The 24,983-nt window shown below is 47.9% G+C and carries 21 protein-coding genes; 19 read left to right on the forward strand and 2 right to left on the reverse strand.

Going from position 1 to position 24,983, the window contains the following annotated elements; translation table 11 throughout:
- Positions 1 to 2 precede the first annotated feature (2 nt).
- Entirely contained in the window at positions 3 to 764 is a 762-nt protein-coding gene (locus GC097_RS30310) for an MBL fold metallo-hydrolase (protein WP_171686982.1), read from the forward strand.
- A 206-nt stretch (positions 765 to 970) separates the two neighbouring features.
- On the opposite strand, the gene GC097_RS30315 is transcribed toward GC097_RS30310, so the two are convergent.
- Entirely contained in the window at positions 971 to 2,161 is a 1,191-nt protein-coding gene (locus GC097_RS30315) for an ROK family protein (protein WP_171686983.1), read from the reverse strand.
- A gap of 333 nt (positions 2,162 to 2,494) precedes the next feature.
- Here GC097_RS30315 and GC097_RS30320 point away from each other — a divergent pair, with 333 nt between their 5' ends.
- The 17 genes from GC097_RS30320 (at position 2,495) to GC097_RS30400 (ending at position 23,325) form a co-directional block, all read left to right on the forward strand.
- Positions 2,495 to 3,841 (forward strand): ABC transporter substrate-binding protein, encoded by a 1,347-nt coding sequence (locus GC097_RS30320; protein ID WP_171686984.1) that lies wholly within the window; start codon positions 2,495 to 2,497, stop codon positions 3,839 to 3,841.
- A 21-nt stretch (positions 3,842 to 3,862) separates the two neighbouring features.
- Positions 3,863 to 5,575, forward strand: coding sequence for an alpha-L-fucosidase (locus tag GC097_RS30325; RefSeq protein WP_171686985.1), 1,713 nt, complete (start codon positions 3,863 to 3,865; stop codon positions 5,573 to 5,575).
- A gap of 84 nt (positions 5,576 to 5,659) precedes the next feature.
- Positions 5,660 to 6,577: a carbohydrate ABC transporter permease gene (locus tag GC097_RS30330; RefSeq protein WP_171686986.1), complete on the forward strand. Its 918-nt coding sequence runs from the start codon at positions 5,660 to 5,662 to the stop codon at positions 6,575 to 6,577.
- A gap of 5 nt (positions 6,578 to 6,582) precedes the next feature.
- A complete protein-coding gene (locus tag GC097_RS30335) occupies positions 6,583 to 7,371 on the forward strand; it encodes a carbohydrate ABC transporter permease (RefSeq protein WP_171686987.1) in 789 nt (262 codons plus the stop codon).
- 22 nt (positions 7,372 to 7,393) lie between these two features.
- Positions 7,394 to 8,788 (forward strand): sulfatase family protein, encoded by a 1,395-nt coding sequence (locus GC097_RS30340; protein ID WP_171686988.1) that lies wholly within the window; start codon positions 7,394 to 7,396, stop codon positions 8,786 to 8,788.
- Complete coding sequence (locus GC097_RS30345) at positions 8,785 to 10,119, forward strand: sulfatase family protein (protein WP_171686989.1); 1,335 nt, start codon at positions 8,785 to 8,787, stop codon at positions 10,117 to 10,119. The genes GC097_RS30340 and GC097_RS30345 overlap by 4 nt, the downstream gene beginning before the upstream one ends.
- 380 nt (positions 10,120 to 10,499) lie before the next feature.
- Positions 10,500 to 11,288: a response regulator transcription factor gene (locus GC097_RS30350; RefSeq protein WP_171686990.1), complete on the forward strand. Its 789-nt coding sequence runs from the start codon at positions 10,500 to 10,502 to the stop codon at positions 11,286 to 11,288.
- 7 nt (positions 11,289 to 11,295) lie between these two features.
- Positions 11,296 to 13,089 carry a sensor histidine kinase gene (locus GC097_RS30355; protein ID WP_171686991.1) on the forward strand — a complete coding sequence of 598 codons (1,794 nt, stop codon included), beginning with the start codon at positions 11,296 to 11,298 and terminating at the stop codon, positions 13,087 to 13,089.
- Positions 13,090 to 13,209: 120 nt separating this feature from the next.
- Positions 13,210 to 14,181, forward strand: a complete 972-nt coding sequence (locus GC097_RS30360) for an ABC transporter permease (RefSeq protein ID WP_171686992.1) — start codon at positions 13,210 to 13,212, stop codon at positions 14,179 to 14,181.
- Positions 14,175 to 15,035: a carbohydrate ABC transporter permease gene (locus GC097_RS30365; protein WP_171686993.1), complete on the forward strand. Its 861-nt coding sequence runs from the start codon at positions 14,175 to 14,177 to the stop codon at positions 15,033 to 15,035. The genes GC097_RS30360 and GC097_RS30365 overlap by 7 nt, the downstream gene beginning before the upstream one ends.
- A gap of 95 nt (positions 15,036 to 15,130) precedes the next feature.
- The gene (locus GC097_RS30370) at positions 15,131 to 16,669 is read left to right on the forward strand and encodes an extracellular solute-binding protein (RefSeq protein WP_171686994.1); all 1,539 of its coding nucleotides are present in this window, start codon (positions 15,131 to 15,133) and stop codon (positions 16,667 to 16,669) included.
- A gap of 117 nt (positions 16,670 to 16,786) precedes the next feature.
- Positions 16,787 to 17,614: a phytanoyl-CoA dioxygenase family protein gene (locus tag GC097_RS30375; RefSeq protein WP_171686995.1), complete on the forward strand. Its 828-nt coding sequence runs from the start codon at positions 16,787 to 16,789 to the stop codon at positions 17,612 to 17,614.
- A 23-nt stretch (positions 17,615 to 17,637) separates the two neighbouring features.
- Positions 17,638 to 18,396, forward strand: coding sequence for an SDR family oxidoreductase (locus GC097_RS30380; RefSeq protein WP_216625942.1), 759 nt, complete (start codon positions 17,638 to 17,640; stop codon positions 18,394 to 18,396).
- 27 nt (positions 18,397 to 18,423) lie between these two features.
- On the forward strand, positions 18,424 to 19,413 hold the full coding sequence (locus GC097_RS30385) for a LacI family DNA-binding transcriptional regulator (protein ID WP_171686996.1): 990 nt from the start codon (positions 18,424 to 18,426) through the stop codon (positions 19,411 to 19,413).
- Positions 19,414 to 19,767: 354 nt separating this feature from the next.
- Positions 19,768 to 20,682, forward strand: a complete 915-nt coding sequence (locus GC097_RS30390) for an ArsR/SmtB family transcription factor (protein ID WP_171686997.1) — start codon at positions 19,768 to 19,770, stop codon at positions 20,680 to 20,682.
- 5 nt (positions 20,683 to 20,687) lie between these two features.
- Positions 20,688 to 21,929, forward strand: a complete 1,242-nt coding sequence (locus tag GC097_RS30395; RefSeq protein ID WP_171686998.1) for an MFS transporter — start codon at positions 20,688 to 20,690, stop codon at positions 21,927 to 21,929.
- 100 nt (positions 21,930 to 22,029) lie between these two features.
- Positions 22,030 to 23,325, forward strand: coding sequence for a M48 family metalloprotease (locus GC097_RS30400; RefSeq protein WP_171686999.1), 1,296 nt, complete (start codon positions 22,030 to 22,032; stop codon positions 23,323 to 23,325).
- A gap of 205 nt (positions 23,326 to 23,530) precedes the next feature.
- Here the strand turns inward: GC097_RS30400 and GC097_RS30405 are convergent, their stop codons facing one another.
- On the reverse strand, positions 23,531 to 24,187 hold the full coding sequence (locus tag GC097_RS30405) for a cysteine hydrolase family protein (RefSeq protein WP_171687000.1): 657 nt from the start codon (positions 24,185 to 24,187) through the stop codon (positions 23,531 to 23,533).
- A gap of 223 nt (positions 24,188 to 24,410) precedes the next feature.
- Here GC097_RS30405 and GC097_RS30410 point away from each other — a divergent pair, with 223 nt between their 5' ends.
- On the forward strand, positions 24,411 to 24,905 hold the full coding sequence (locus tag GC097_RS30410; protein ID WP_171687001.1) for a hypothetical protein: 495 nt from the start codon (positions 24,411 to 24,413) through the stop codon (positions 24,903 to 24,905).
- Positions 24,906 to 24,983: the final 78 nt, after the last annotated feature.

The following is a 24,983-nucleotide window of genomic DNA, read 5'->3' on the forward strand; positions in this document are numbered from 1 at the left end:
TTATGAAATTAACATTCTTGGGGTGCGGCGACGGCTTCAGCGTTGAGCAGGGCCATAACAGCGCAATCGTAACGTTTGCCGATACGAATCTGTGCATCGACTTTCCGGAATCAAACCATGTTAGCTTGCATCAGATGGGGATGAAGCTCAACGAGGTGGAGCATATTTTCGTGACACATTTGCACGAGGATCATGTTAACGGCTTGCAAAAGCTGGCCTTGTTTCACCGGGTATATCCCGGCAAAGCGAAGCCGAAGCTGTATGTGCCTGCAGGGCTGCGGGACGATTTGTGGCAAATTTTACGCCATGGGTTGGAGCTGACCACAAGAGGAAAGCGAGTTTTTGAGGACTATTTCGACGTGGAATGCGTGGAGGATGCGTTTGAAATCGCGGGTGTGCGCTTCGAGCTGATTCGGACGCAGCATGTGCCGGAAATGCTTAGTTATGGCCTATTGTGCAAGCCATATTTCTATTTTAGCGGGGATACGCGGTTAGATGAAACCTACATAAACAAGGTTGCCGGAGAAGTCGAGACGATCTTCCATGAATGCCATATGCAGGATGATCAGCTGCCGTCGCATACGTCACTGGAGGAACTGCTCCCGCTGCCGGAGGCGATTCAAGAGAAGATGCTGCTGATGCATTATGTGGACGATTATGTACGGGCTGAAGCGCGTGACCCGTTTCATGGCCGGCATAAGCTTCGTTTAGCTGAGCCGTTGCGGGGGTATGATTGGCAGAACGGCGGGGACGAATCCCGTTGATTAAAAGGGAACTACAATCCGCTATTTGATTGAAACCAGCTGAAAACCGGGTGTGAGCGGAACTACAGGGTCTTATCTGACCCCAGAAGCCTGCATCTGCCCTCGAATCGGCAAAATAGCGGATCGTAGACGCCTTGAAGCTGGCGAATGATTGCTTTTTGTGGGAATAGCGGACCGTAGTTCCTGTTCGTTCCCTTCGAATCTTTTTACTCCAACAACGATTTCTCGATAATTGTCGTAGAAAGCTGCCTCAGCACCATCGAAACGCCTCCGTGGGCAACGCCTAGCTCCCCTAAATCGGAGCAGTAGATCTCCAAATTCTGAAGAAAGCGCTCGGGAATCATTTCGCGCAGCGTATTCCAGATGGAGTTAATAAGCGCAGGGCCGAGCAGCGCAAGAAGCCCACCAATGCAGATGACCCTTGGGTTGTAGGCATTGATAACGTTCGCTAGGCCGATGCCTTGATAATGGCCAAGCTCGTGCACGGCACTTGTAAATTTGCAATCACCGCGCTCAATGCCTTCCACAATGTCTGCGAACGACAGCTCTTGAGGGGTTGTTTCCAAAAGTTCGTACAGCGCCTTGATAGAAGCGTACATCTCCCAACAGCCTCTGCTGCCGCAGGTGCATTTCTTGCCATTCATATGGATGGTGGAATGCCCGAGTCTCCCCGCCGTTCCCGTCGTACCGGTGAACATTTCTCCTTTGCTGTAAACGCCGACGGATAGTCCCCAAGAACTGGTGACATACACGAGATGATCCGCCGATTTGGCCCCTCCAAAATGGACTTCACCCATCGCACCCGCATAAGGCGCAGGATTCACATGAATGGTAAGCCCGGGAACTCGTTTGGCGATTTCGTTCCGCAAGGGGAAATCGTTCCACTCCTGCAGGTTCGCGCTGAAATCTACCACATCCGTCCGTATATTGTAGTAGCCGGGAATAACAATACCGACCCCAACAATGCCTAGCTGGCGATGCACGTGGTTGTTCTCTAAATCTTTCAAAATCGTCGATATCGCTTCCACGAAAAAGAAGGGATCTTTGCTTTGAAGCGGAACAATCATGCTGTCCAGCTTTTTGCCGAGCAGATCCGTGACGAGCACGGTGAATTGGTTGATTTCAACATCAACCCCCACGCAGATGCCCGCTTTCTCATTCAAGTCGACCAGAGTAGGGGGGCGCCCTCTCGAAGTTCCCGTCGTGCCGAGTTCAACGACAAAGCCTTTCTGCACGAATAGATCTACGCAACTGGAGACGGTCATCTTATTGAGTCCTGTCAGAGAGGCGATTTTCGCTCGAGATAGTGGACGGTATTTCAGAATCGTAGAGATGGCATGTTCCATATTTATTTTTTTAACAAGATCATAATTTCCGATCGGTCCGTTAGAACGCATGTTGATCACAACCTTACTTCAGTACATGATACTCATTTAGTATGAATGATATACAAAATATCTCTCCATGTCAAAAAAATATTGGCGGAACCCCTAAATTACCGTGCTTTTATTTAGTATAAGATATATACTAAATACATAGAGTTTGAAAGCGTTTCATAATCTAAAATGCAGAGGTTCAGCTGAAATATGGGATGAAATGGACTTTTCATAAGGATAAAAAACTCATTGTTGACAGATTCCCAAATAGACATTAAATTAATATCAACTAAGCCGAGTTATTTACTTGGTATTACGTTTATACTAAATAAGTTCAAAGGGAGTGTTCTGTTTATGAAAAGAATGAGACTCATGAGTTATTTGCTGATAGGCCTGCTTCTCTTGTCCGCATGCTCCTCTCAGACAAAAAGCACCACAGCAACCCCAGCCAGCGATACCAAAGCTGCCCTTGCTACACAAAAGCCGGAAGAGATCGCAGGTGAAATCTCGTTCTGGTCCTGGTCCCCGGAAGATAACGTCTGGCAAACCTTAATCAAAGCTTTTAATGAGAAATACCCTAAAATCAAAGTGAACTATGTTCGTACGCCATCGGCTGACTACGACAAGAAGATTCAAGTTGCCATTCAAGGCGGCGAGGTTCCGGATGTTATGGCGTTTTCCAACGGACCGATGATCAAGAACTATTCGCCTGTACTTGAACCGTTAGCGCCTTTGGCGGAGAAATCGTTAGGGAAAGATTGGCAGAAGCTGTTCAAATCTACACCGTTGGAATCGTCCAAGAAAAATGATTATAAGACGATACCGACAGGGGTCGCGGTTACGCCGTTCCTTTCTTATGATGTAGATCTGTTCAAGAAAGTAGGCGCAGAGCCGCCTAAAACGTATGACGAACTGAAACAAGTCGTGAAAAAATTTGAGGATGCCAAATTGCCGGGCATTGTGCCGCGTTTAGGGTTTGCCGGTGGCAAAAGCGCAACTGTAACGGATGTTTTCTATACCCTCGTCAATCAAATTGCGCCGGGTAAAATATATGAAGCGGATGCGGGGAAAGCGAAGTTTACCGATCCGGCGTTCATTCAGGCGACGAATGCTTTCAAGCAATTTTACACGGATCATCTCTTCCAAGACGGCAACCTGACGACCAAATTCGATCCGGATCTTCGCGATATGTATGAGCAGAAGAGACAGCTTCCAATGATTCTCGTCGGTGCATGGATCATGACAGACGTAGCGAACAAGGATGGCTTGAAAATTGGCGACCGCACCTTCGGACTCGTGCCTATGCCGACGATTGCCGGCGGTCAAACAAGTGTCCTCATTAACGGCGATGTACCCCTTGGAATTAGTAAAGATTCGAAGCATAAAGAGGCTGCCTGGAGATTCGTGGAATTCATGGCTACGGGCGAGTATCAGACGATTCTGAGCAAAGCGCTGCAGTTCCTTCCCGTGAAAGAAGGGCTGTCCATGGATAAATCCAATCTTAAAACGGACATTGAGAAGCAATCGGTTGATGTGGTTCTGAACGCACTTACGAATCAAGTAGGCGGTATCCGCTTCTTGGACAATGCCTCCATCGAACAAGCGATTTTTGCTAATTTACAAAAAGTGGCGACCGGAGCGGCTACACCGGAGCAAGCGATGGCCGAGGTGCAAAAAGCCTCAGATGCCGTGAAACGCTAATAGAGACAGGAGGAGATAACTGTGAAAAAGAAAGCGATGTTAGCCATGGGCAGCTTGCTCGTTGCGTCGGTGCTGTCCGTTTCTGCCTTTCCCGCCAGCGCTGGGGCGATAACGCCGGATGAATATGTACAATTAGGTTTTGGCTTTTTCCCTCACTATGGACTAAACACATACACCGGTACAGCCGGCGGCGAAGGGAACCCGCAAAACTTCCCTTCTACGCTTTTTGCGCCGACGGATTTTGATGCGAATCAATGGGTAGCCGCTGCGAAAGACGCCGGTATGGACTACGTGATTGCGGTAGCCAAACACCGGTATGGCTGGGCGGCTTGGGATAGCGCGTATACAACCTACGATACAGCGACCAGCTCTGCGCCAAACCTTGATATCGTCAAAGCGATATCCGATGCATGCGCGACGTACGGTTTGAAGTTCGCCATCTATTTTAATGCGGATGACAGGTACCATTTTCCGGGTGGCGTCATGGGGAACAGCGCGTACATCGATTTTGCAAAAAATGAACTGACCGAACTGCTGACGAATTATGGGGACGTAATTGCGGTTTGGTTTGATCATGCCAAAGCCATCAATAATAGCCAAGCAGCGCAGTTGGAAGCCCATGTGAAATCGATACAGCCGGATACGCTCGTCTTTTTCCATGATGATAATAAAGCGGCCGATTCCGATGTGCATGTGACCGAATTAGTGAACGGGGACCCGCCGGTTGGCAATAGCACGCCTTGGGAGGAAGCTTGGAGCCTGTATACGGATTACTGGTCCTATAAAAATAATGAATCGCCGGCGGCACCGTGGAGCAGCGCAGCGTATACAGCGAATAAGGTGCACTATTACAACAAGCGGTATGCTTCATTTGCAGTAAGCGTTCCTCCAGGTCCTAATGGGAAAATATCTCAGGCAGGGCTCGACTTGATGCATAGTATCGGGCAGATTCCGCGCTGGAGGCAAACCGATGACAGAAGCCCGCTCATTACATACACCGGCACCTGGGCCGATCAAAGCAATTCCAGTTATTTCAAAAGTACGGATAGGAACACCGCTCAAGCCGGTGCTTCTGCTGAATACACATTTACAGGCACGGGCATCAGGCTCATTACGAAAAAAAATTCATCGACAGGCATCTTTGATGTTTACATCGATGGCAATAAAGTAGCGACATATGATTCCTATGCGTCGTCGCCGGTCTTTGATGTAACGGCTTACGAAACAACGTCGCTCAGGAACGCCACGCACACAATCAAAATGGTCGCCACCGGCACAAAGAACCCCAATTCGAGCGGGACCAACGTCAATCTGGATTTGTTCGAGTACTTGGGAACTCCGGTGCAAACCCAAACGGACACGATTGTCGATGATACGAATGCAGCCATCACCTATAGCGGCGCTTGGAATCATATTTCCCGGGCTACCAGTTATGACGGCACGATTTCTTACAGCTCCACGCAGGATGCCTATGCCGAGTACGCTTTTAACGGAACGGGCGTTAAGTTGTATACCCAAAAAGGAGCAGGCGGGGGCAAATTCGATATTTACGTAGACGGCGTGCTGCAAACGACATTCGACTCCTATGCGGCCTCGCAGCAAAATAAGGTGCTGGCTTTGGATAAGCAAGATTTGGCAGCCGGCAATCATACGATTAAATTAGTCGTGAAGCATACGAAAAATACGAATTCGAACAACTATTTTGCTCATTTAGATTACATTTCGTTTCATTAATTAAGCTTACGTTCACGAAGAAGAGGGCCTCGGTCATCATTAGCTGAGGTTCCTCCACCCGTGAGGGTTGTGAGGAGGAGCCAAGTGGATATCGTGCTATCGACAACGAAACCTGCAACAGCCAAATCAAAAAAGAAAAAACGAGGGCGCTTCACTGGATTGTACTTCGCTCTGCCATTGCTTGTTTTTGTATCCGTGTTCACGTTTTTTGGCATTTTTTATAATATCTACATCGGATTCTTTGAATGGTCAGGTATTGGAAGTAAGTTGTTTATCGGTCTCGACAATTATGTGAATCTGTTTCATGATCCTAATTTCTATCAGGCACTTGGCAATACGTTCTATTTTTTGGTGATGACCATTCCACTGTCGATGGCGCTTGGGCTCCTGCTTGCCACCTTGCTGAACGGCGTTTGGGGAGCAGGCGGCCTGTTTAAATCGATCTTCTTTTTGCCGCATGTCATTGCGGTTGTCACCGTAGGCACGACTTTCGCCGGCATTTATGAGCCGAATTTCGGCTTGCTTAATACGATGCTGCGGTTTGCCGGGTTTGAAAGCTGGACGCATTCCTGGTTGTCCGAGCCAGCTTCGGCGCTGAATTCAATCGCTGCCGTCTATATTTTTGCCAACACCGGATTTTACATGTTGATTTATTACACCAGTTTGTTAAATATTGATCAGGAAATATTTGAAGCGGCAAAAATCGATGGCGCCGGGGTTATGAGGCAGTTCCGCCATATCATTTTCCCGATGCTCAGCGGTACGCACATCACATTGCTCATTCTGGGCATTATCCATGCGCTCAAAGTTTTCGACCTCATTTGGATTATGACAGAGGGCGGTCCGGGAGGAGAGACGGAGCTCATCTCTACTTTCCTGTTCCGGGAGTCTCTGCTCAAATATAAAACGGGATACAGCGGGGCGGTCTCTGTAGTTCTGCTGCTCATTGCCTTCGGCTATACGGCGTTCCAACTGCGCGTTTATAACAAGGTGAGGAGGTAGACAAGATGTTCGGTCGCATGCAACTGTCTGAGAAAATCACGATGAATCTTCTTCTCCTCATCTTGGGAGCTGTTTGGGTGATTCCCATGATTTATCTGGTGATGTATTCGTTCGAAGGGGACGGGTGGGGGAATTACCAGGCTGTCGTCAGTCTGGAACTGTTTCCGCATTTTCTAATCAACAGCTTTATTGTGTCGACTTCGGTGGTTCTGCTGCTGCTTGTCGTTGTTTCTTTAGCGGCGTTTGGCTTTAGCAAGCTGAGATTTCCCGGGGATTCCGCTGTCTTTGCAATCTGTTTGATCGGTCTGATGATCCCTCCCGTCGCGATGCTCGTCCCTTTGTTTCAAACGATCAAATCGTTTCATTGGATGAATACGTATTTGTCCTTAATCGGTCCGGAAGTAGCGATGAGCATTCCTTTCTCATTGCTTCTGGCCCGTAATGCTTTCGATGAGGTGCCTGGCGAGCTTTTGGAAGCAGCGGAGATTGACGGTTCGAATGCCTGGGGAAGATTTGTTCATGTGATGCTGCCTTTAGCCATCCCGGTACTGACGACCATTGGCATCTTGGCTTTCCTGAATTCGTGGAATCAGTACGTGCTGCCGCTTGTTTTCATTAGCAAGGAAACGATGCTGACCGTGACCATGGCTCCCAAATTTTTTATAAAAGAGTATACCTCTGATTACCATAAAGTGTTCGCAGCGCTTGTACTGATTACGATACCGGTTGTGATTTTATATATATTCGGTCAAAAGTACATGCAGCGAGGTTTGACGAGCGGCGCCATCAAATAAATGCCGGATTCTGGAGGTTAACATGAGAGAACACGAAGCTCGGGGCAAGAAGCCGAATATCGTATTTATAATCGCGGACGATCATCGATTCGACGGTATTGGCGCCTATGGAAATCAGGTCGTGCAAACACCTGTTCTGGATGGGCTGGCGGCTGAAGGCGTAAGATTTGCCTCCATCTACACGATGGGGGGACAGACCGCTGCACTCTGTGTACCCAGTCGCGCCTGTCTCTTGACGGGGACGAATGTTTTTCGTGCGACGGTGACGGAGAAAGAAGTTACGCTTGAAGAGACGGAAAATCCGCAGCTGTGGGCGATAAATCCTTCCTGTCCTACATGGCCTGAGGTGTACCAAAGGGAGGGGTATCGGACATTCGGCACCGGCAAGTGGCACAATGGCAATGGGAGCTTTGCGAGAAGCTTCTCGGACGGAGCGAACATTTTCTTTGGCGGCATGGGGGAGCATATTGGGCTGCCCATACATGACTATGATCCCAATGGGATTTATGATTCGGATCAAGCCGCCACGAGCGAAAAGTTTTCTACGGAGCTTTTTGCAGAAGCAGCTGTTGATTTCATCCAGCAGTATAAGGAAGAGGAGCCGTTCGTTTTATATGTTGCCTTTACAGCGCCGCATGATCCCAGGACTCCGCCTCAAGCTTATTTAGAGCGGTATCCGAGTGAGGATATGCCGCTTCCCGGCAATTTCATGCCGGAGCATCCCTTCGACAATGGCGAATTGCATGTGCGTGACGAGCAATTGGCTTCCTTTCCGCGCAAGCCCGAAGAAGTTCGCCGGCATCTGGCTGAGTATTACAGCATGATCACGCATATGGACGAACAAATTGGCCGCATTGTGCAAGCGTTGGAAGAGACGAATCAGCGAGAGCGGACGATTATCGTGTATACAGCGGATCACGGCATAGCCTTGGGGCAGCATGGACTTATGGGCAAGCAAAGCTTATATGAGCACAGCCTTCATATCCCGCTTATTATGCAAGGACCCGGCTTGCCGAAAGGTAAGGAAGTCTGCGGACTTGGCTGTCAGATCGATATATTTCCGACCTTGTGCGAACTAACCGAAACGCCGCTGCCGCGAACGGTTGAGGGCAAGAGCATGGTACGAATGATTTCCGGCGAGGCCATGGCTGCAAGGAAGAACGTATTTGCCGCCTATAAAAATGTTCAGCGTATGGTAAGTGACGGACGCTGGAAACTAATCCGCTACTTCCGCAGCGGTGGAGCGGGTACGAATCGGACGCAGCTTTTTGATTTATATAACGATCCAGGGGAAACCTGCGATCTGGCGGAGGATCCTGCAAAGCGGGAACAGCTGCAGCGAATGGAACATGAGCTGTTAGCGTGGCAGCAAAGCGTCGAAGATCCGATTCTTCATGAAAGGGGGGAAAAGGGATGAGCCGTCCCAACGTTCTGTTTCTGTTTCCGGACACGCACCGGGGAGATTGGATGCCTTATGCGCCGGCCGCTTTGGCCGATTTGGGCATGGAGGCATTGCCGCTGCGTATGCCTCATATCGAAGCATTGATGAAGCAGGGCGTCACCTTTACGAAGGCGGTTACCTCTTCTCCTTTGTGTGCGCCGGCAAGGGCCTGTCTGGCATCGGGATTGCGGTATAACAAGCCGGAGGTGGCCGGTAATCATGAGAACTATTCCCTATCCCGGAAAACGTTCTATTCCGAATTAAAAAATAACGGCTACCGTGTCGGCGGCGTAGGCAAGTTCGACCTGCACAAAGCCACCCATTGGTGGGGGCTGGAAGGCTGGATTGATGAATTAAGCCAGCTTGGTTTTACAGATGCGATTGATAACGCGGGCAAAATCGATGCGATCATTTCGGGCAAACAGTCTCCGAAGGACCCTTATATGAGCTATCTATACAAGGAAGGCTTGGCGGATATTCACCTGAAGGATATGACAGATCGCGGTCAGCGCACGGATGCTACGGATCTGCCGGATGAGGCCTATTGCGATAATTGGCTGACGCGAAACGGCCTTCAGATGCTGGAGACGTTTCCCGCAGATCAGCCGTGGTTTCTCATGGTTAACTTTGTCGGTCCGCATGAACCGTGGGACATTACACACCGGATGAAAGCCGAGTGGGAGCACGTTCAATTCAAAGAGCCGAACAGCAGCAGCGTTCCGGAACAAACGTGGAACCGGATTCGGCAAAATTATGCCGCCATGCTGGCCAATATCGACCGAAATATCGGTCTGCTTCTAGATGCTGTAAAGCGCAGAGGCGACTTGGATAATACCGTGATCATCTACGCATCGGATCATGGCGATATGCTCGGGGATTTCGATGAGTTCGGCAAATGCAAGCCGGAGCGCGGTTCCGTGCACATTCCGCTGGTCATTAGCGGTCCTGGCATCCGGAAGGGACAGTATAGCGATGCGCTTGTTGAATTGCAGGATTTGGCAAGCACGATACTGGATTTGGCGGATCTCTCGATGGAAGAAGCGGAGGATTCGATTTCTTTGAAAAGCGTGCTGCGAGGTGAGGCGAAGAGCCCTTTACGAGAGGTGCAGATATCCGGCTTGGACGATGGGCCGCAGCATCTGAGTTCCTGGCGGATGGCTTGCGACGGGGAATGGAAGCTGATTGTCGAGCGAGACCGAGGGGACCGATTGTACCATGTGCAAAGCGACCCGTGGGAGAATCGAAATGTGGCCGGGGAGTATCCGGAAGTGACGGCCAGACTGAAGGATGCGCTTCAGGGGATGTGACGGAAAGAACCATAATTATAGGGGCTGATCTTCAAGCAGTATGCTCTGTTTGAGGTTAGCTCTTTTTTTGTTGTGTCGCATCCTTCCGATTTTTTTCCGAAGGGAACTACAGGCCACTATTTGGAGGAAATAGGCTAATTTCAAGGTTTAGAGGGAACTGCAGGGTCTTATTTTCCCTATTTAACACATTTATGTATGAAAATGTTGAAATACAGGATCGTAGTTCCCTTCGAGCGGCAAGATGGTCATTTTTTAAAAAAATAAAGGTTCGTAGTTCCCACATGGCTTATAAGCCACGCGCAAGGGGTGATTTTGCACATAATTACTGATATCATTGTCATAATAGTGTAAGGGATTTTACTGAAAAGGCGGAGGTCGACATGTCCATAACACCGATAAACGTGCTGATCATTGACGATGAATTGCCGTTAAGACAAGAGCTCCGATCCATGCCATGGGCTTCATTCGGGGCTGAACTGGTCGGGGAAGCGGAGAATGGGGAGGAGGCCCTGGAGCTGTGCGAAACCTTGGAACCGGATCTGGTTATCTCGGATATTACGATGCCGATCATGGATGGATTGGAATTGTTTCGCATGGTTAAAAAAAGATTTCCGCTCATCCAATTCGTGCTTTTAACTTGTCACAGCGATTTTCATTATGCGCAAGAAGCGCTGAAGCTGGGGGCCTTGGACTACTTTACGAAGCTGTCGTTTGATGAAGCGGATATGAAGACAGCCGTTGAAAAGGCGAGAGCAGCGATCCGGCGTGAAACCGATCTAAGGGATTATGAACAGGAACGGACGCGCCGGGAATTGTCCAATCCGCAAAAGTCAGGAACGATGGACGAACGGAAGATTCGAAAAGAAGTCCACCTAGCCCAAAAGATCGTAGAGACTAAGCTGGGTGAGCCGATTACGCTGACCTCCGTTGCGGATGAGGTTGGGCTGAGCTCGTACTACCTTAGCCGTCTGTTCCGGGAAGAAACCGGGGAATCCTTCAATGATTACGTGACCCGGCTGCGCATGGAAAAGGCTATGCAACTGCTGCAAAATACGCAGCTTAAAGTGTACGAAGTGGCCGAACAGGTAGGTATTCCGAGTTACCGTTATTTCTCGCAGCTTTTCCGGAATTGGACCGGGGTAGCGCCAACCGATTATAAAAAGGGCTGATGACAATATGAAAGCGCTTATCTCATGGTTTGGCAGTTGGAGCATGGTGGCCAAACATTTTCTTTTTTTATCCCTGGGGACGCTGATTCTGTTAGGGGGACTTGGCTGGATCAACTTGCGGGAAGCGGAGGGTTTGTTTCGCAAGCAGGTCGTTTCGGACGCCCAAATTATTATTGACCGAACCAATCTGTACATGAACGCTTATTTGGATAATGTGCAAAATATTCTCATGCTCATCTCTACCCGTGAAGACCTGCTGAACGTAGGCAAGGAGAAGGAAGCAGCGGACGTTCTGCGCTCTTATGCGAATATGAACAGTACGTTGTATAAGTCGCTCTATTTGGTTCGGGAAGAAGATGGTCACATTATTTCCAACTCGCAAACGACTTTTGAAATCGTCGGCAACCCGCACATCCCCATGCTGCTTACGAAGGCCAAGGAAACTTACGGGATGTTTATAACCGAGCCTTATCAATCCCCGATGTCGGGTAAAACAGTCGCCTTCGTGCTGCCGATTCAATCCTCTTCGACGGCCTTAAAAGGGATCGCTGTTGTGGAGATCGATCTCGTTCAATTAACGAATCTGATCGCCCAATTCATGAATACGAAAAATCAAACCTTCGCGATCATCACCAATAAAAAGAATGTTGTCCATGCCTTTGATGCCGCACTTCCTCTGAGCTCATACCGGCTGCTCCCTTATAATATGTCTGTGTTCCCGCCGGAGCTGGATGCAAGCTTTGTCGACAGCGTGTCGGAGCTTCCTCTGGGAGCATCGGAGATTGGAGGTCCGCAAGGCGATTTGGTTGCCGTGAAGTCGGGGATGAACAAGCTTGGTTGGTATTTTATCGCCTTCTACGAGAATAGCTTTTTCTATCAAAATATCCGCAGCCTATATAGAAATTTCAGCACAGCGGGCGTTTTCTGGATATTCCTTGTCTTAGCCAGCACATATATGATAAGCCGATATATTACGCTGCCTGTCCGCACATTGGTTGCGAAGATGGACCGGGTTCGCGATATGGAAGTGCTTCACACCATACACGCCACCGGAAATGACGAAATTGGCCGTTTGGCGCGAAGCTATAATGCCATGATGGAGCGGATTCATCATCTGCTGCAGGAAACGAAGGAAGCGGAACGCCGCAAGAAGCATTTCGAGCTGAAAATGCTGCAGAGTCAAATCGCCCCTCATTTTTTGTACAACACCCTCGCTTGTATTAGCTCTTTGGCCAAGCAGCACAAAATTCAAGAGGTTCGGGAAACGATCAAGACGCTTGTTGGCTTGTTGTCATTCAGTTTTGATAAAAGCACGGAGTTCGTCACCTTGGCGGACGAGCTGGAAGGACTGCGCATGTATGCGTACATTCAGAAGGTACGATACGGCGATAAATTCACGATGGAGATCGACGCCGCTTCTGATTCGCTATCCAAAACAATTCTGAAGCTAACTTTGCAGCCGCTTGTGGAAAATGCAATTTTCCATGGCCTTGTTCCGCTCAAGCGTGAGGGAACGATCCGTATCCGGACGAAGTGCGTGAAGGGGAAATTGATCATTACGATCAGAGACAACGGGCTCGGGATGACCCGGGAGGCTGTGAACAGCCTGTTTGGAGAGCGTCACCAAGCGCCGAGCAAACACAGATTCACCGGAATCGGATTTAAGAACGTTCACGAACGAATTGGGCTCCATTTTGGAGCGGAGTATGGACTGTCCATTCACTCTTTGCCGGATGTCGGCACGTTAATCCGCATCGAGCTTCCAGCTGTGGAACATGAACATGCAGAAAAACCACACTAAAGCGTTTGCAAAAATTCGGACATTTTCGCAGGATCACTGTATATTTTCCAAAGAAAGCGCTTGCTATACTAAACTCAACCCGTTAGGAAGCGAGTGATCAGATGGAAAAGAGGTGGTCTCATGGAACAGCAAGTCGTCGTTGGGCAGAAGACAAAAGCGGGGAGCAAGGCAGGAGAATCGAAGTTTAGATTATCTGCGAAGCAGGTTTGGGCTTTCCGCGCTTTTTATCTCATGCTTTTGCCCGGCGTCATTTATTTCGTTATTTTCCGCTATATTCCAATGTATGGTGTGATCATTGCGTTCAAGGATTTTCAAATATTGGATGGCATTCTCGGCAGTGGTTGGGCTGATCCATGGTACAAGCATTTTCAAACGTTTTTTGAATCCCCTTATTTCGGACAGCTCATGATCAACACTTTCGTCATCAGCATATATAAGCTGCTCTTTGGCATGGCCCCGCCAATTATTATGGCGCTGCTGCTCAATGAGTGCAGGCTGCGCTGGTTCAAAACCATCGTACAGACGTTAACGTACATGCCGCATTTCTTATCATGGGTCATTATTTACGGGATCTTAATCGCACTTCTTTCGCAAAACTCCGGCATTGTCAACCGTTTCATCGAAGATGCCGGGGGGCAATCGATCCCCTTCATGACATCGGTGGATTACTTCCGGACCATTCTGGTAAGTTCGGAAGTTTGGAAAGATCTCGGCTGGGGCGCGATCATCTACTTGGCTGCGATGACGGCAATCGATCCGACCTTGTACGAGGCAGCCCGCGTGGACGGCGCAAGCCGGCTGCGGATGATTTGGCACATTACACTGCCAGGCATTCGAAATGTCATTGTGCTGCTGCTCATTTTAAAGCTGGGGCATATTATGGATGCTGGATTCGATCAAATTTATATTCTGTATAACATTCAAGTTTATCAAGTTGCGGATATCTTAGATACCTGGGTGTTCCGGACGGGACTGCAGCAATTAAACTTCTCTCTGGGGGCAGCCGTAGGATTGTTCAAATCGGTGATTGGCCTCGTGCTGGTACTCGGTTCCAATCATTTATCTAAGAAATGGGGTGATGGCATATGGTAAGAGGCTGGGAAGACCGGATCGTGAACACGATCGTCGTTACTATTCTCGGACTTGCTGCACTAGCGGCCATCGTACCTCTAATGTATGTGGTAGCCGTGTCCATCACACCTTTCTCCGAGGTGCTGAAGAACGGGGGCTTCATCCTCATTCCGAAGTCCATCACCTTTAGCGCTTATCACAAGCTTTTCACCGAAACCAATATTCCAAAAGCTTTCTGGGTGACGATTTTCATCACTGTCGTCGGTACCCTGGTGAATCTGATTCTGACTTCACTAATGGCATATCCGCTTAGCCGCCGCAATCTGCCGGGCAGAAGCTATTTCCTCCTTATGGTCGTCTTTACGATGCTGTTCAGCGGAGGACTTATTCCGACATATTTAGTTGTGAAATCCTTGGGACTTTTGGATTCCGTCTGGTCGATGATTTTACCGAATGCGATTTGGAGCTTTAATATTTTGATTATGAAAAGCTTTTTTGAAAGTCTTCCTGAAGAGTTGTTTGAATCGGCCCGGATGGATGGAGCGAGGGAATTCCGGATTTTATGGCAAATTGTATTGCCGCTCTCTGTTCCGTCTATGCTTACAATAGGGTTGTTCTACATGGTCGGTCATTGGAACGAATTTTTCCAAGCGATTATGTATGTGACGGACCGCAATTTGTTTCCTTTGCAGGTCGTTATTCGCGAAATTCTGATGCTGACCCAGCAACCGCTGGAAAATGCCGAAAATATGCTTCCTACCGAAACGATGCAAATGGCGTCTGTTGTCGCTGCAAGCTTGCCGATCATTCTCGTGTATCCGTTCATTCAAAAGCATTTCACCAAAGGAATGCTGATGGGCTCCGTCAAAGGTTGACCCCGTGCTTGAATGGATCAGGACTGCAGCCTGGTTCGTTCCGCTACGGCGACAATAGAAGCAACTTTACTTTTCAAAAGAAAGAAGGGGTATCTATGAAAAAGAAATTGCTCGTGCCAATTCTTCTGGCCATGACTTTCGCCGGAGGAACGCTCATTGCCGGCTGCGGGGGAGCACCTGCTGCGAACAAGCCTGCCGACAAAGCTGCGGAGAGCGGCAAGCCGGCAGCCGGCTCCAAACCGGTCAAACTTGACATTATCGAAACGGGCAGTGGCCTTCCTTCTCCTGATCAGGACATTATTAAGCAAGAGCTGGATAAGGCGCTTGGCACGGATCTCAACCTAACCGTGTATGCATCGAATGATGATTACAAAAATCAGTTAAACGTGCGCATGTCATCTGCGAACTTTCCAGATCTATTCGCTGTAGACCGCCAGCAATTAAAGCAATTTGCGGATCAAGGACTATTGCTTGACCTCACGCCTTATTTGGATAAGCTTAAGACGGTAAAAGACTTTATTGGAGAAGACAGCTTGAAGAAAGGGATGCTGAACGGCAAAACGTATGCCATTGCCAAGTCACCGCAGGTTCCCTACAACACTTATTGGATTCGCCAGGATTGGCTGGATAAGCTGAATCTCAAGGTCCCTACGACACCGGAAGAAATGCTGGAAGTTTCGAAAGCGTTCACAGAGAAAGATCCGGACGGCAATGGGAAAAAAGATACGTATGGTCTCACAGGCGGTAAATTGGGTGCGTTTGACACTGTTTTCGGTGCCTATGGCGTAGGTATGGATGGCGGCACACCGACAATCTACGTGAAAGATAATAAAATGGTGAATTCGCTGTATGATCCCGGGATGAAAGATGCGCTTGCCTTTGTTCAGAAAATGATTGCTTCCGGTTCGGTGGATCCTGAGATTTTGGCCAACACGGGCCTGCAGCATCAGCAAAAGGCGATAAAAGGGCAGGCAGGTATCGTCTACCTGGATTGGCCGAATATGACGAAAGATCAGTTTGTCGAGCAAATGAAAGCAGTGAATCCGAATGCGAAATGGGTGCAGGTCGATGCCTTGAAAGGTCCTGGCGGCAAATATGCGAGCGCCTATGACATCGGTAAGGCAGCAGGCATGTATGCCGTTCCGAAGTCGCTTGAGAAAAATCCGGAGAAGCTGCAGAAGGTCATCGACTTGCTGAATTATGTTTCTTCGAAGGATGGTTCTTTGTTGGTGCAATACGGGGTGAAAGGCAAGCATTATAACCTCGATGGCAGTAAAGTTGTTCCGACGGATCTGATGGGCAAAGAGGGCGGTTATTTCTGGCTGTATCAATTCGCAGGCCGCCCGGAAATGGAATATTTGTCTGTGAAATTCGGTCCGCAGGTTAAATTTATGGAATTCGCAAGCAAACAGCCGCACATTGACGGCTTGGGCGGATTTGTTGATATGCCGAACGGCTATAACGCCGCAGACGCGAGTCGCTATATTGAAGAAGAGTTCTCCAAATTCTTGTACGGCAAGCGTCCGCTCAGCGACTATGACAACTTCCTCAAGACTTTGGAAGGTTCGATGAATTATAAGGCTTACTTGGACGCAGCGGAGAAAAGAATCAAGGAACTCGGATATTTGAAGTAAAATGATCGGAAGGAAGGAGGTAAGGGCTTCCTTCCCTCCTTTTAAAAGACTATTTACACGTGTAAATTCGAGCGATATAATGACATTAAATCTTATTTTAAAAAGGAGCGATTTACTATGACTCAACAAACTTTGGATATTCCTGCTTTGATGCAACAATTTCACGAGAACGGTTATTTGATTCTGCCGGGTGTTTTGTCAGAAGAGAAGGTTAATCGGCTGAATGCCGCCATTGACCGCATCGTCGCTGAAGAACCGGAATCCTTGGCTTACAACATTTATAACAGTGTAGAGCGTGACGATGAAATTGCCTCGCTGATCGATGAGCCGACGCTGCTGCCGCTGATGGTTAATCTGCTTGGCTATAACATTCAGCTGCATATCTCGCATTTAACGATTCGGAAGCCGAATCCGAACGATGTGAAGACCGAATCGCACAGCTTCATTAACTGGCATCAAGACGGACCGCATCCGCAGTTTCCTAAACAAAACGGACTTACTTCTACGTATTATATCAAAACGTGCTACATTTTGAGCGACATGTCGCAGCCAGACCGCGGTAATACGAAAATTATCCCGGGTTCGCACAATAAGCCGTTTCATCCGGAGAGTCAGGATGTCCGCGGCCAGGTGCCAGGAGAAGTGCAAGTCTGCGGGAAGCCGGGCGATGTGTTCATTTTCCCGCAAAATCTGTGGCATGCCGGTGCGCCAAACCAGTCCGAATTTACACGCCGTCAGCTGTTCTTAGGCTACAGCCCGATCTGGATGAGACCGATTGATTACCGTACCGCTTCGGAGCAGCTTTTGGAGAACGCTTCTCCTTACCGGAAGCAATTGTTAGGCGTTATTGATGAGAATCCATTTAAATTTTATGTTCCGCAAGAGTCTATGGTACCATTAAAGGAACTGCATCTACAGGATGCTGGAAATAGTGTCTACAAGTAAGCTCACAGGAAGAGGTGATCGTCTTGACAGCGTCGGCAAGACTGGAAGGGAAGATCGCTCTGGTAACCGGAGCATCTCGCGGATTGGGTCGTCATATCGCAGCTGCACTTGCGGCTGCGGGTGCCCGTGTAGCGGTCAATTATGCCAACAGCGCTCAGGATGCGGAGGAGACGGTGCGCAGAATAACGGATGCGGGGGGCCATGCCGCAGCATTCCGCGCGAATGTCACGAGTGAGCCGGAGGTAACTGAGCTCATCGATCGTGTGGAGCGGCAGTTTGGCAGGAGCATTGATATTCTGGTCAACAATGCAACCGGTCCTCAGCCCATGGTATCGATTGAAGAGAGTACTTGGCAAACTTACTTGGATCAGTTAGAGTTTTTTGTGAAGGCGCCTTTGCTTCTGGCGAAGGCTGTGCTCCCGGGCATGAAGCGTGGTGGAGAAGGAAGCATCATTCATATCGGCAGCGAAGTTGTACAAATCGGGAATGCGAATTTCTCCAGCTATGTGACGGCTAAGTCCGCCATGGTGGGCATGACGCGATCATGGGCCAGTGAGCTGGGACCTCATGGCATTCGGGTGAATTTGATCGCTCCCGGGTGGATTCCCGTTGAGCGGCATGAGGGAATCAGCACGGAAGGCTACAGTGCCGGTGTGCCTTTAGGGCGAGTCGGAGAGCCTGCTGATATCGCCAACGCCGTCGTTTTCTTAGCATCGCCGGAGTCTGCTTTTATTACAGGACAGTGCCTCTCGGTTAACGGCGGCAATACGTTCGGTATTTGATTCTAAATCTGATTTGGGTGGAAGCATATGGTAAGCAGAAAAGATGTTGCCGACCGCGCGGGAGTCTCCTCTGCGGTCGTCTCCTACGTATTGAATAATCGGGAGATTGTGAAGGAAGAGACGAGGCAGAAAGTGCTGGAAGCTATTCGCGAGCTTGGCTATCAACCTAATCAGCTGGCTCGAAGCTTGAAAACGAAAAAAACAAACCAGATTGCCGTGCTGATCAACTATCTCGGGAACCCTTTCGAGGCGGGGCTCTTGATAAGTATTGAACATCACGCGAAAGCCAGAGGATACTTTGTTTTTTTCCAAACCTACAGTGAAGAGGAAGAAGAACAGCTCAAAAGCCTGTTTATGGGCCGAGTGGACGGGATCCTGTTGCTCGGACAATCGCTGAAGCAGCAGGTGGTGGAGCATTTCCAATCGCTGGAAATCCCGATTACATCGGTTTTGAAGCCGGTTGGACCGGAGCTCGGCATCCCTTATTTGGATGTGGACTGGGAAGCTGAGATGGCCGCATTGGTCCGTCATTTGCAGCAGCATGGCCATACGCGAATTGGCTTCATGGGCGGCGGAGAAGCCATGCACCATTATGAAGTCAGACTGCGGGCGTTCATTCATGCGTTGGAGGCAGCAGGCTGTACGTGGCATGCGGAGGATTTATTGGTTGGCGGCGGCAGGTTCGAGACGGCCGAACGAACGCTTTACTCCGTTTTGAGCAGCCGTGCTGTTGGCTTTACCGCATTGGTCTGCGCCAATGATTTGATGGCTGCGGGCTGTCTCGCTGCTTGCCGCAAAGCGGGTGTCGGGGTGCCTGAGCAGCTAGCGTTGGCAGGTTGCGAGGATATTCTCATGTCCTCCCAAACCGACCCGCCGCTGACGGCCATCCATTATCCCCGTCCGCAAATGGGCGAAGCCGCCATGAAGTTGCTGCTGGACACTATCGAAGGAAAGGCAGCGCAGCGGCCTTTGTTTTCAGGGGAATTGGTTGTTCGGCAATCTACGGAACAAACCTAATAGACCGTCAGGGTGATTTTTTCTCCCTGACGGTTATTTTTATTCTCTGTCCCAGCCTCCCTGCTCGCAGGCAGACAGGTAGTCAGTCAGGTAGGGGAACTATATGGCGCTATTTCACCTCAAACTGCCTTTTGCGTGAGGGAAAGGGAACTACGGTCCGCTATCTCGCCATTTTGAACAGATATGTGATGATTGAGGTGAAATAAGACCCTGTAGTTTCCCTTTATACGCCGAAATTCCGCTTATCGCTTAAATAAGGGAATGAAGTTCCCTTCAATCAGGAGGTTCTCTTGACACGTTCATTTGTTTTGTTAAAATAGAAATAAAATAAGTTCGATCGGAGTAGAACAAAATATGAGCTATCGTATTGAAATCGCCTGCAATCCTACCTTTGAATTAGTCATCAGTTTGTTTGCGTACGCCAAAAAAAATGTCATGAAAGGCACAGCATTAGGTTCTGATTGGAGAAAATCGGTGAAAAGCAGCCTTTCGATTTCGCTCTCCCAAGAACTCGATGCGGCAGATCTCGACGACTTTAATGGATTGGATTTATTGATTGCTGTCTGTCCAGATCATGATAAAGTTACGACCAGCTCGTTTCTCAATTGGTTAGAACGCCTACAGCCAGCGGAATTGCTTAACTTGCTTTCCCCGCATGTAGATTCACTGCCTTCTAACATTCTGGATAGAAAAAATCGCTGCTTGCATTTGCTCCGCAGATGGGACCAAGAGTATTTCTCAAAGCTTGATGCTCGAATGATGGAAGGCTTACTGCAAGACGCTGAAACAAAGCGAACCTGGATGACGACGATGTCTCCGGAAGCCTTGTTCGAAGAGGCAACGAATGGGATTCGGCAGCTCCCCACCCCAGAACTGGAGGTCATACTGCTTGTCCCACAATATCACCTGCAGCCAACGAACACATCCAACCATTACAAGAACATGATTGTGTGTTTCTATGCTTGCGATGTAAATCCAGTACCTTCACACCAGCCTCATCCGGCGTTAAGTCGATTGTTGAGCAGTCTCGCTGACGATAATCGGTTATCTATGCTCAAATATATGAGCAAACAATCGCGAAGTTTTACCGAGCTTGTTCAATTCAGCGGATTGGCCAAAAGCACGGTTCATCACCATCTTGTTGCGCTCAGAGCATCCGGTCTCATCCGGGTAACAGCCGAGGGAACGAGCCACGTAACGTACTCCCTTCGTGATGAAACGCTGAATCAACTTACAGCTAAGCTGAAAGAATTTATCGACGAGGAGTGAGATCGTTGAAAAACGGGCATTTTTGGAAGCTGTTTGCAGCTCAAATCGTAAGTACTCTGGGTGATTGTTTCGGTCTGTTCGCACTGCAATGGTTCGTTTACACAACTACAGGCTCCCTGGTCATCATGGGAACGCTTGCGATGACGGCTGGAGTCGTCGAGCTGGTTGTCCGCTTTATCGGGGCGCCTTTAATAGATCGTATTCAGCGCTTACGTTTAATGGCTCTTCTTGATGCGATACGTTTTACAGCAATCGGTATAACAGTTGTACTAAGTTACTTAGGCTTGGTACATCTTTGGGTTCTATTTGCAATGGCGATCATCAACGCAGCGGCGTCTGCTCTTTTTCAACCGGCAAGCATGGCCGTTCTCCCATCTTTTATTCCTAAGCAGTCACTGGTACGCGGCTATTCGCTCATCGATGCCTCCCAATATGGAGCCGTCATTCTAGGACCGGCTATTGCGGGATTTGTCATTTCATCTTTAGGGGCGGCTTCGGCGCTGGCCATAGATGCGGTTAGTTTTGCAATCTCAGCGCTATTCATTTTTCTTATTCCGACCCGATTGGCGGATTCCAAAGAATACGCGCCACCGGCATCAGGCTTATATTATCGGGAGCTTTGGGACGGCATTACTTTTTTCAAAAAAGCGCCTGCACTGTTAGGGATCATGATCTGTGTCGCTATGAAAAATATGTGCTCGGTTGCCGTAGGCGGCATGATGATTCCCTTTGCCATGCAACATCTGCATGCAAATGCTTCGCAAATCGGACTGCTGAGCTCCGCTATGGCGGGTGGCATATGCCTGGGTTCCTTGCTTGTTTCAATGATAAATAATTTCAAACGGCGTCGGATTCCGATGCTTGGAAGTATTTTCGCTCATGGCTTGCTTTATATGGCGCTTAGTCAAACAAGTTCGTTCATGCTGGCTTTATGCTGGATCGTTTTACTTGGCGTTTGCGGTCCATTCTTTGGCACATTCAGCTCTTCTCTTTACGCTCAGATGGTTCCAAGCGAACTAAGGGGGCGCGTTATGTCGGCACGGCTTATGGTAGGAGGCTCCTTACAGCCTGCTGGAAGTTACATGGGTGGAATTATTGCTAATTCATATGGAATTCCTGTTTTGCTAGTTATTGCGGGCAGCATTCCGATATTAACGGCTTTCGCAGCCTATTTTGCGCCTGTTATGAAAGGCATTGATGGGGAGTTAGGACCGATTCGTGTTGAGACAGTAGGATTGGAAGCCTGATTTTTACAGACCGTGTACAAAAACGTAATAAAAATATAGCAGGAATAATTTGGTTTTAGATGGAAGATATATCGAAGGAACGAGCTTCAGCGACGGGGGAATGAATTTACGCATGATTTCGAACATTGACATGCAGGAAACAACAATATGCCCAGAATGTGAGGAAACAATTCCTGTTCACCAAGGCTTTATTACTTGGTGCGATAAATGCGAGTGGAATGTAAAGGCTGATCATAAAAAAGGCAACCCCAAAAATGCTTTTGAACGTACATATTTGCAGGTTGGCGAGAAGATGGGTTCGGATTTATTGCAGGGATTGATTCAGAAAGGCAGCTTGCGCACTTCCTTTTCATGGTTACGCCTGTTCACCTACCTTGTCGCCTCTGTTATTCATTTGTTCAGCTTGTTTCTTTTTATAAGTGGGCTACTTCTGGTCGTTTTTTATTACCAAGAAATTATTATTTTGCTGCTGGGTTGTCTATTATTGGTATTTTCATGGGCTGCTAGACCTCGATTCCATCAATTGCGGGAAAAGCCGCTCACGAGAGACGCCTTTCCCGCCCTATATCGCGTAATGGATGATATGGCTAAAGTAATGGGATCAGAAAAGGTTCACGGCGTTGTGATAAACGAACAATTTAATGCCTCTTACCGAGAGATTGGCTTGAGACGGAAAAAAATAATCACGTTAGGACTCCCTTTGCTAGAAATTCTTGATGAAAAAGAATTAAGTGCATTAATTGCGCACGAGTTAGCTCATGGTATCAATGGAGATCAAAATAGGAGTTATTGGGTAGGCTCCGCTTTTTACACGTTAACTTACTGGTATACCGTTATACGACCTGATCAGCTTTGGGATCCGGGTTATCGGGTTCTTGCTTTTTTCATGTTTTTTGCGAATCTAGTTCTGTTGGCATTATCGCAGCTCATTCATTTTCTTCTTTACATCCTTTGCCATCTATTTTGGCAAGATTCGCAACGTGCTGAATATTTAGCCGATCAGCTCGTAACTCAGACGGCAAGTCCTAAAGCCACGATATCTTTGTTGAATAAACTGCATCTTGACGGCATGTTTGAATTTACAATTTTCAAAGTAATCAATACAAAGAGAACAGGTCATTTTTTCGAAGATTTTCAAGAGAAGATTAGAGTTTTACCGGAAAGAGAAATGGAGCGGTTGCACCGAGCTTCCGTAAAAGCCGGAGCACGGCTGGATGCCTCGCATCCCCCGACTGCAAACCGAGTTTCCTTTATCTCGAGCTTAACCTACGAAGAACCATTATACAAAATGGATAAGGAAACTTTCGAACAGCTGAATGCTGAGTTAGATGAATTAAAACCATCTATGGAGCAAAAACTGATAGATTTTTATAAAAGGTATGTATTACTGCAGTAAAATGAACCCTTTGGCTTCCCTTGCGCTAACGGACTCTGTAGGCTTTATTCGAAGGAAATCAGCCACTTATTAATTCTAACGGACGCCAAAGCAGCTATTTGCGAAATCTGTGGGCATTTAGTCGTCTATTGGTCAAGTAGCGGCTCTGGAGTCCGTTATTGATGAGATTAAGCACATTGATCCAAAATAACGGCAGCGAGGTCCGTTAATGAGTAGTTATTAGATTGGTTTTTGTTAGAGTGGCCCGATTGCGAGTTCCGGGACTGTTCAGCATATGCCACGCCGTATACTGTTCGGCATAAGGATTGTTTGCAGATATGCCGTCAACTGGAACCACTACATCATATCCCCGGAAAGCAGCGCTGGTTGCTGTGTGAAGGACTGCACCATTAGCAGCGTAACCAGTAATAAGAACCGTCTTTATACAATGGGCTTGTAAGATGTTTTCTAAATTGGTGTTGTAAAATTTATCAACGTTTGATTTTACAATAGGATCGCAGGGCAAGGGAGCTATCTGCCAGGAAATATCCGAAGGTTTTCCCATATGTGTAAGGCTGTAGACAACGAGCATGCCTGCATCGCGGGACATCGTTAATAGCTTATTAATCTTGGAGATGGAGTCTATACAGCGATGATGATTGCATATAGTCGTCTCCATATCTAAAATTAGCAGCGCGCTGGTTTTCGGGTCAACTGTGATGGAGTGCAGTGTAGGCGCAGGTGGAATGGAGACCGAATTCCATTCATCTATGATTGTCTGATCCTTTATTTCAGCCCCTTTGCCTGACTGGAGCCAGAACTCATTATGACCATGACTGTAGTATTCGTACCAACCCCCACATACAGGACAACGATATATCATACTGTTCCTCCTAGATGCTTCAATACTGTCATATATGTTATGTAGAGGTTAGGTGAAGGTGACATATCCGTATGAAAAGGACCGTCAGGGTGAACTGACGGTTTTTCTGTGCGCCTCACAGTATCCGAAAGTTATGTACTTTCCACCCTAGTTATCTGGGACGTACTATTTTATACTTGGAGTGCGAATGGCGGATACCACATGATTGGTAGGAGAGGATCGAATGGATGAAAAGAGTTATTTTGTTAGAAAAAAAATGTTGAAGAATACGGAAAGAGAACAGAAATTCATTAGTTTTGTACAGAGTCTTTGTCACTCAAAATCCCAATTTAAAATAGAAATTAACTCTCATACATTATTAAAAGAATTCGCTCGCTGTGGTATTGAAATTGAAGGTATACTCATTGAATCTGCGAAGGCCATAAAATTGTCTGTTGACGATGCTATTCTCCAAGCTCACTTATACAATGGATATTATACGATATCTGATTTTGTTAAAGCGCTGATTGGAAAAGAAAGTTCAAAGACAGCGTTAAAGCAAATGCAAGTGTGCATGTTTATTGCTTATGCATTGGCTATTCTTGCGATTTATAATCTTTTCAATGTTAACATTGTAGAGACATGGATCTGTAGTTCAATCGGTTCAAGCATGTACCTCTATTGTGAGAATAAAAGACGCTTGATCATTTCGATGATGAATAGTGGAACTTATTTCTGAATAAAGAATGCTAACAGAGGAAAATGAGTTAAGCACAAAGGAGCCGTTTGCACGCGGCAAGGGCTCCTTGTGTTTTTT

The sequence above is a fragment of the Paenibacillus planticolens genome, assembly GCF_013141725.1.
GTDB lineage: Bacteria > Bacillota > Bacilli > Paenibacillales > NBRC-103111 > Paenibacillus_E > Paenibacillus_E planticolens.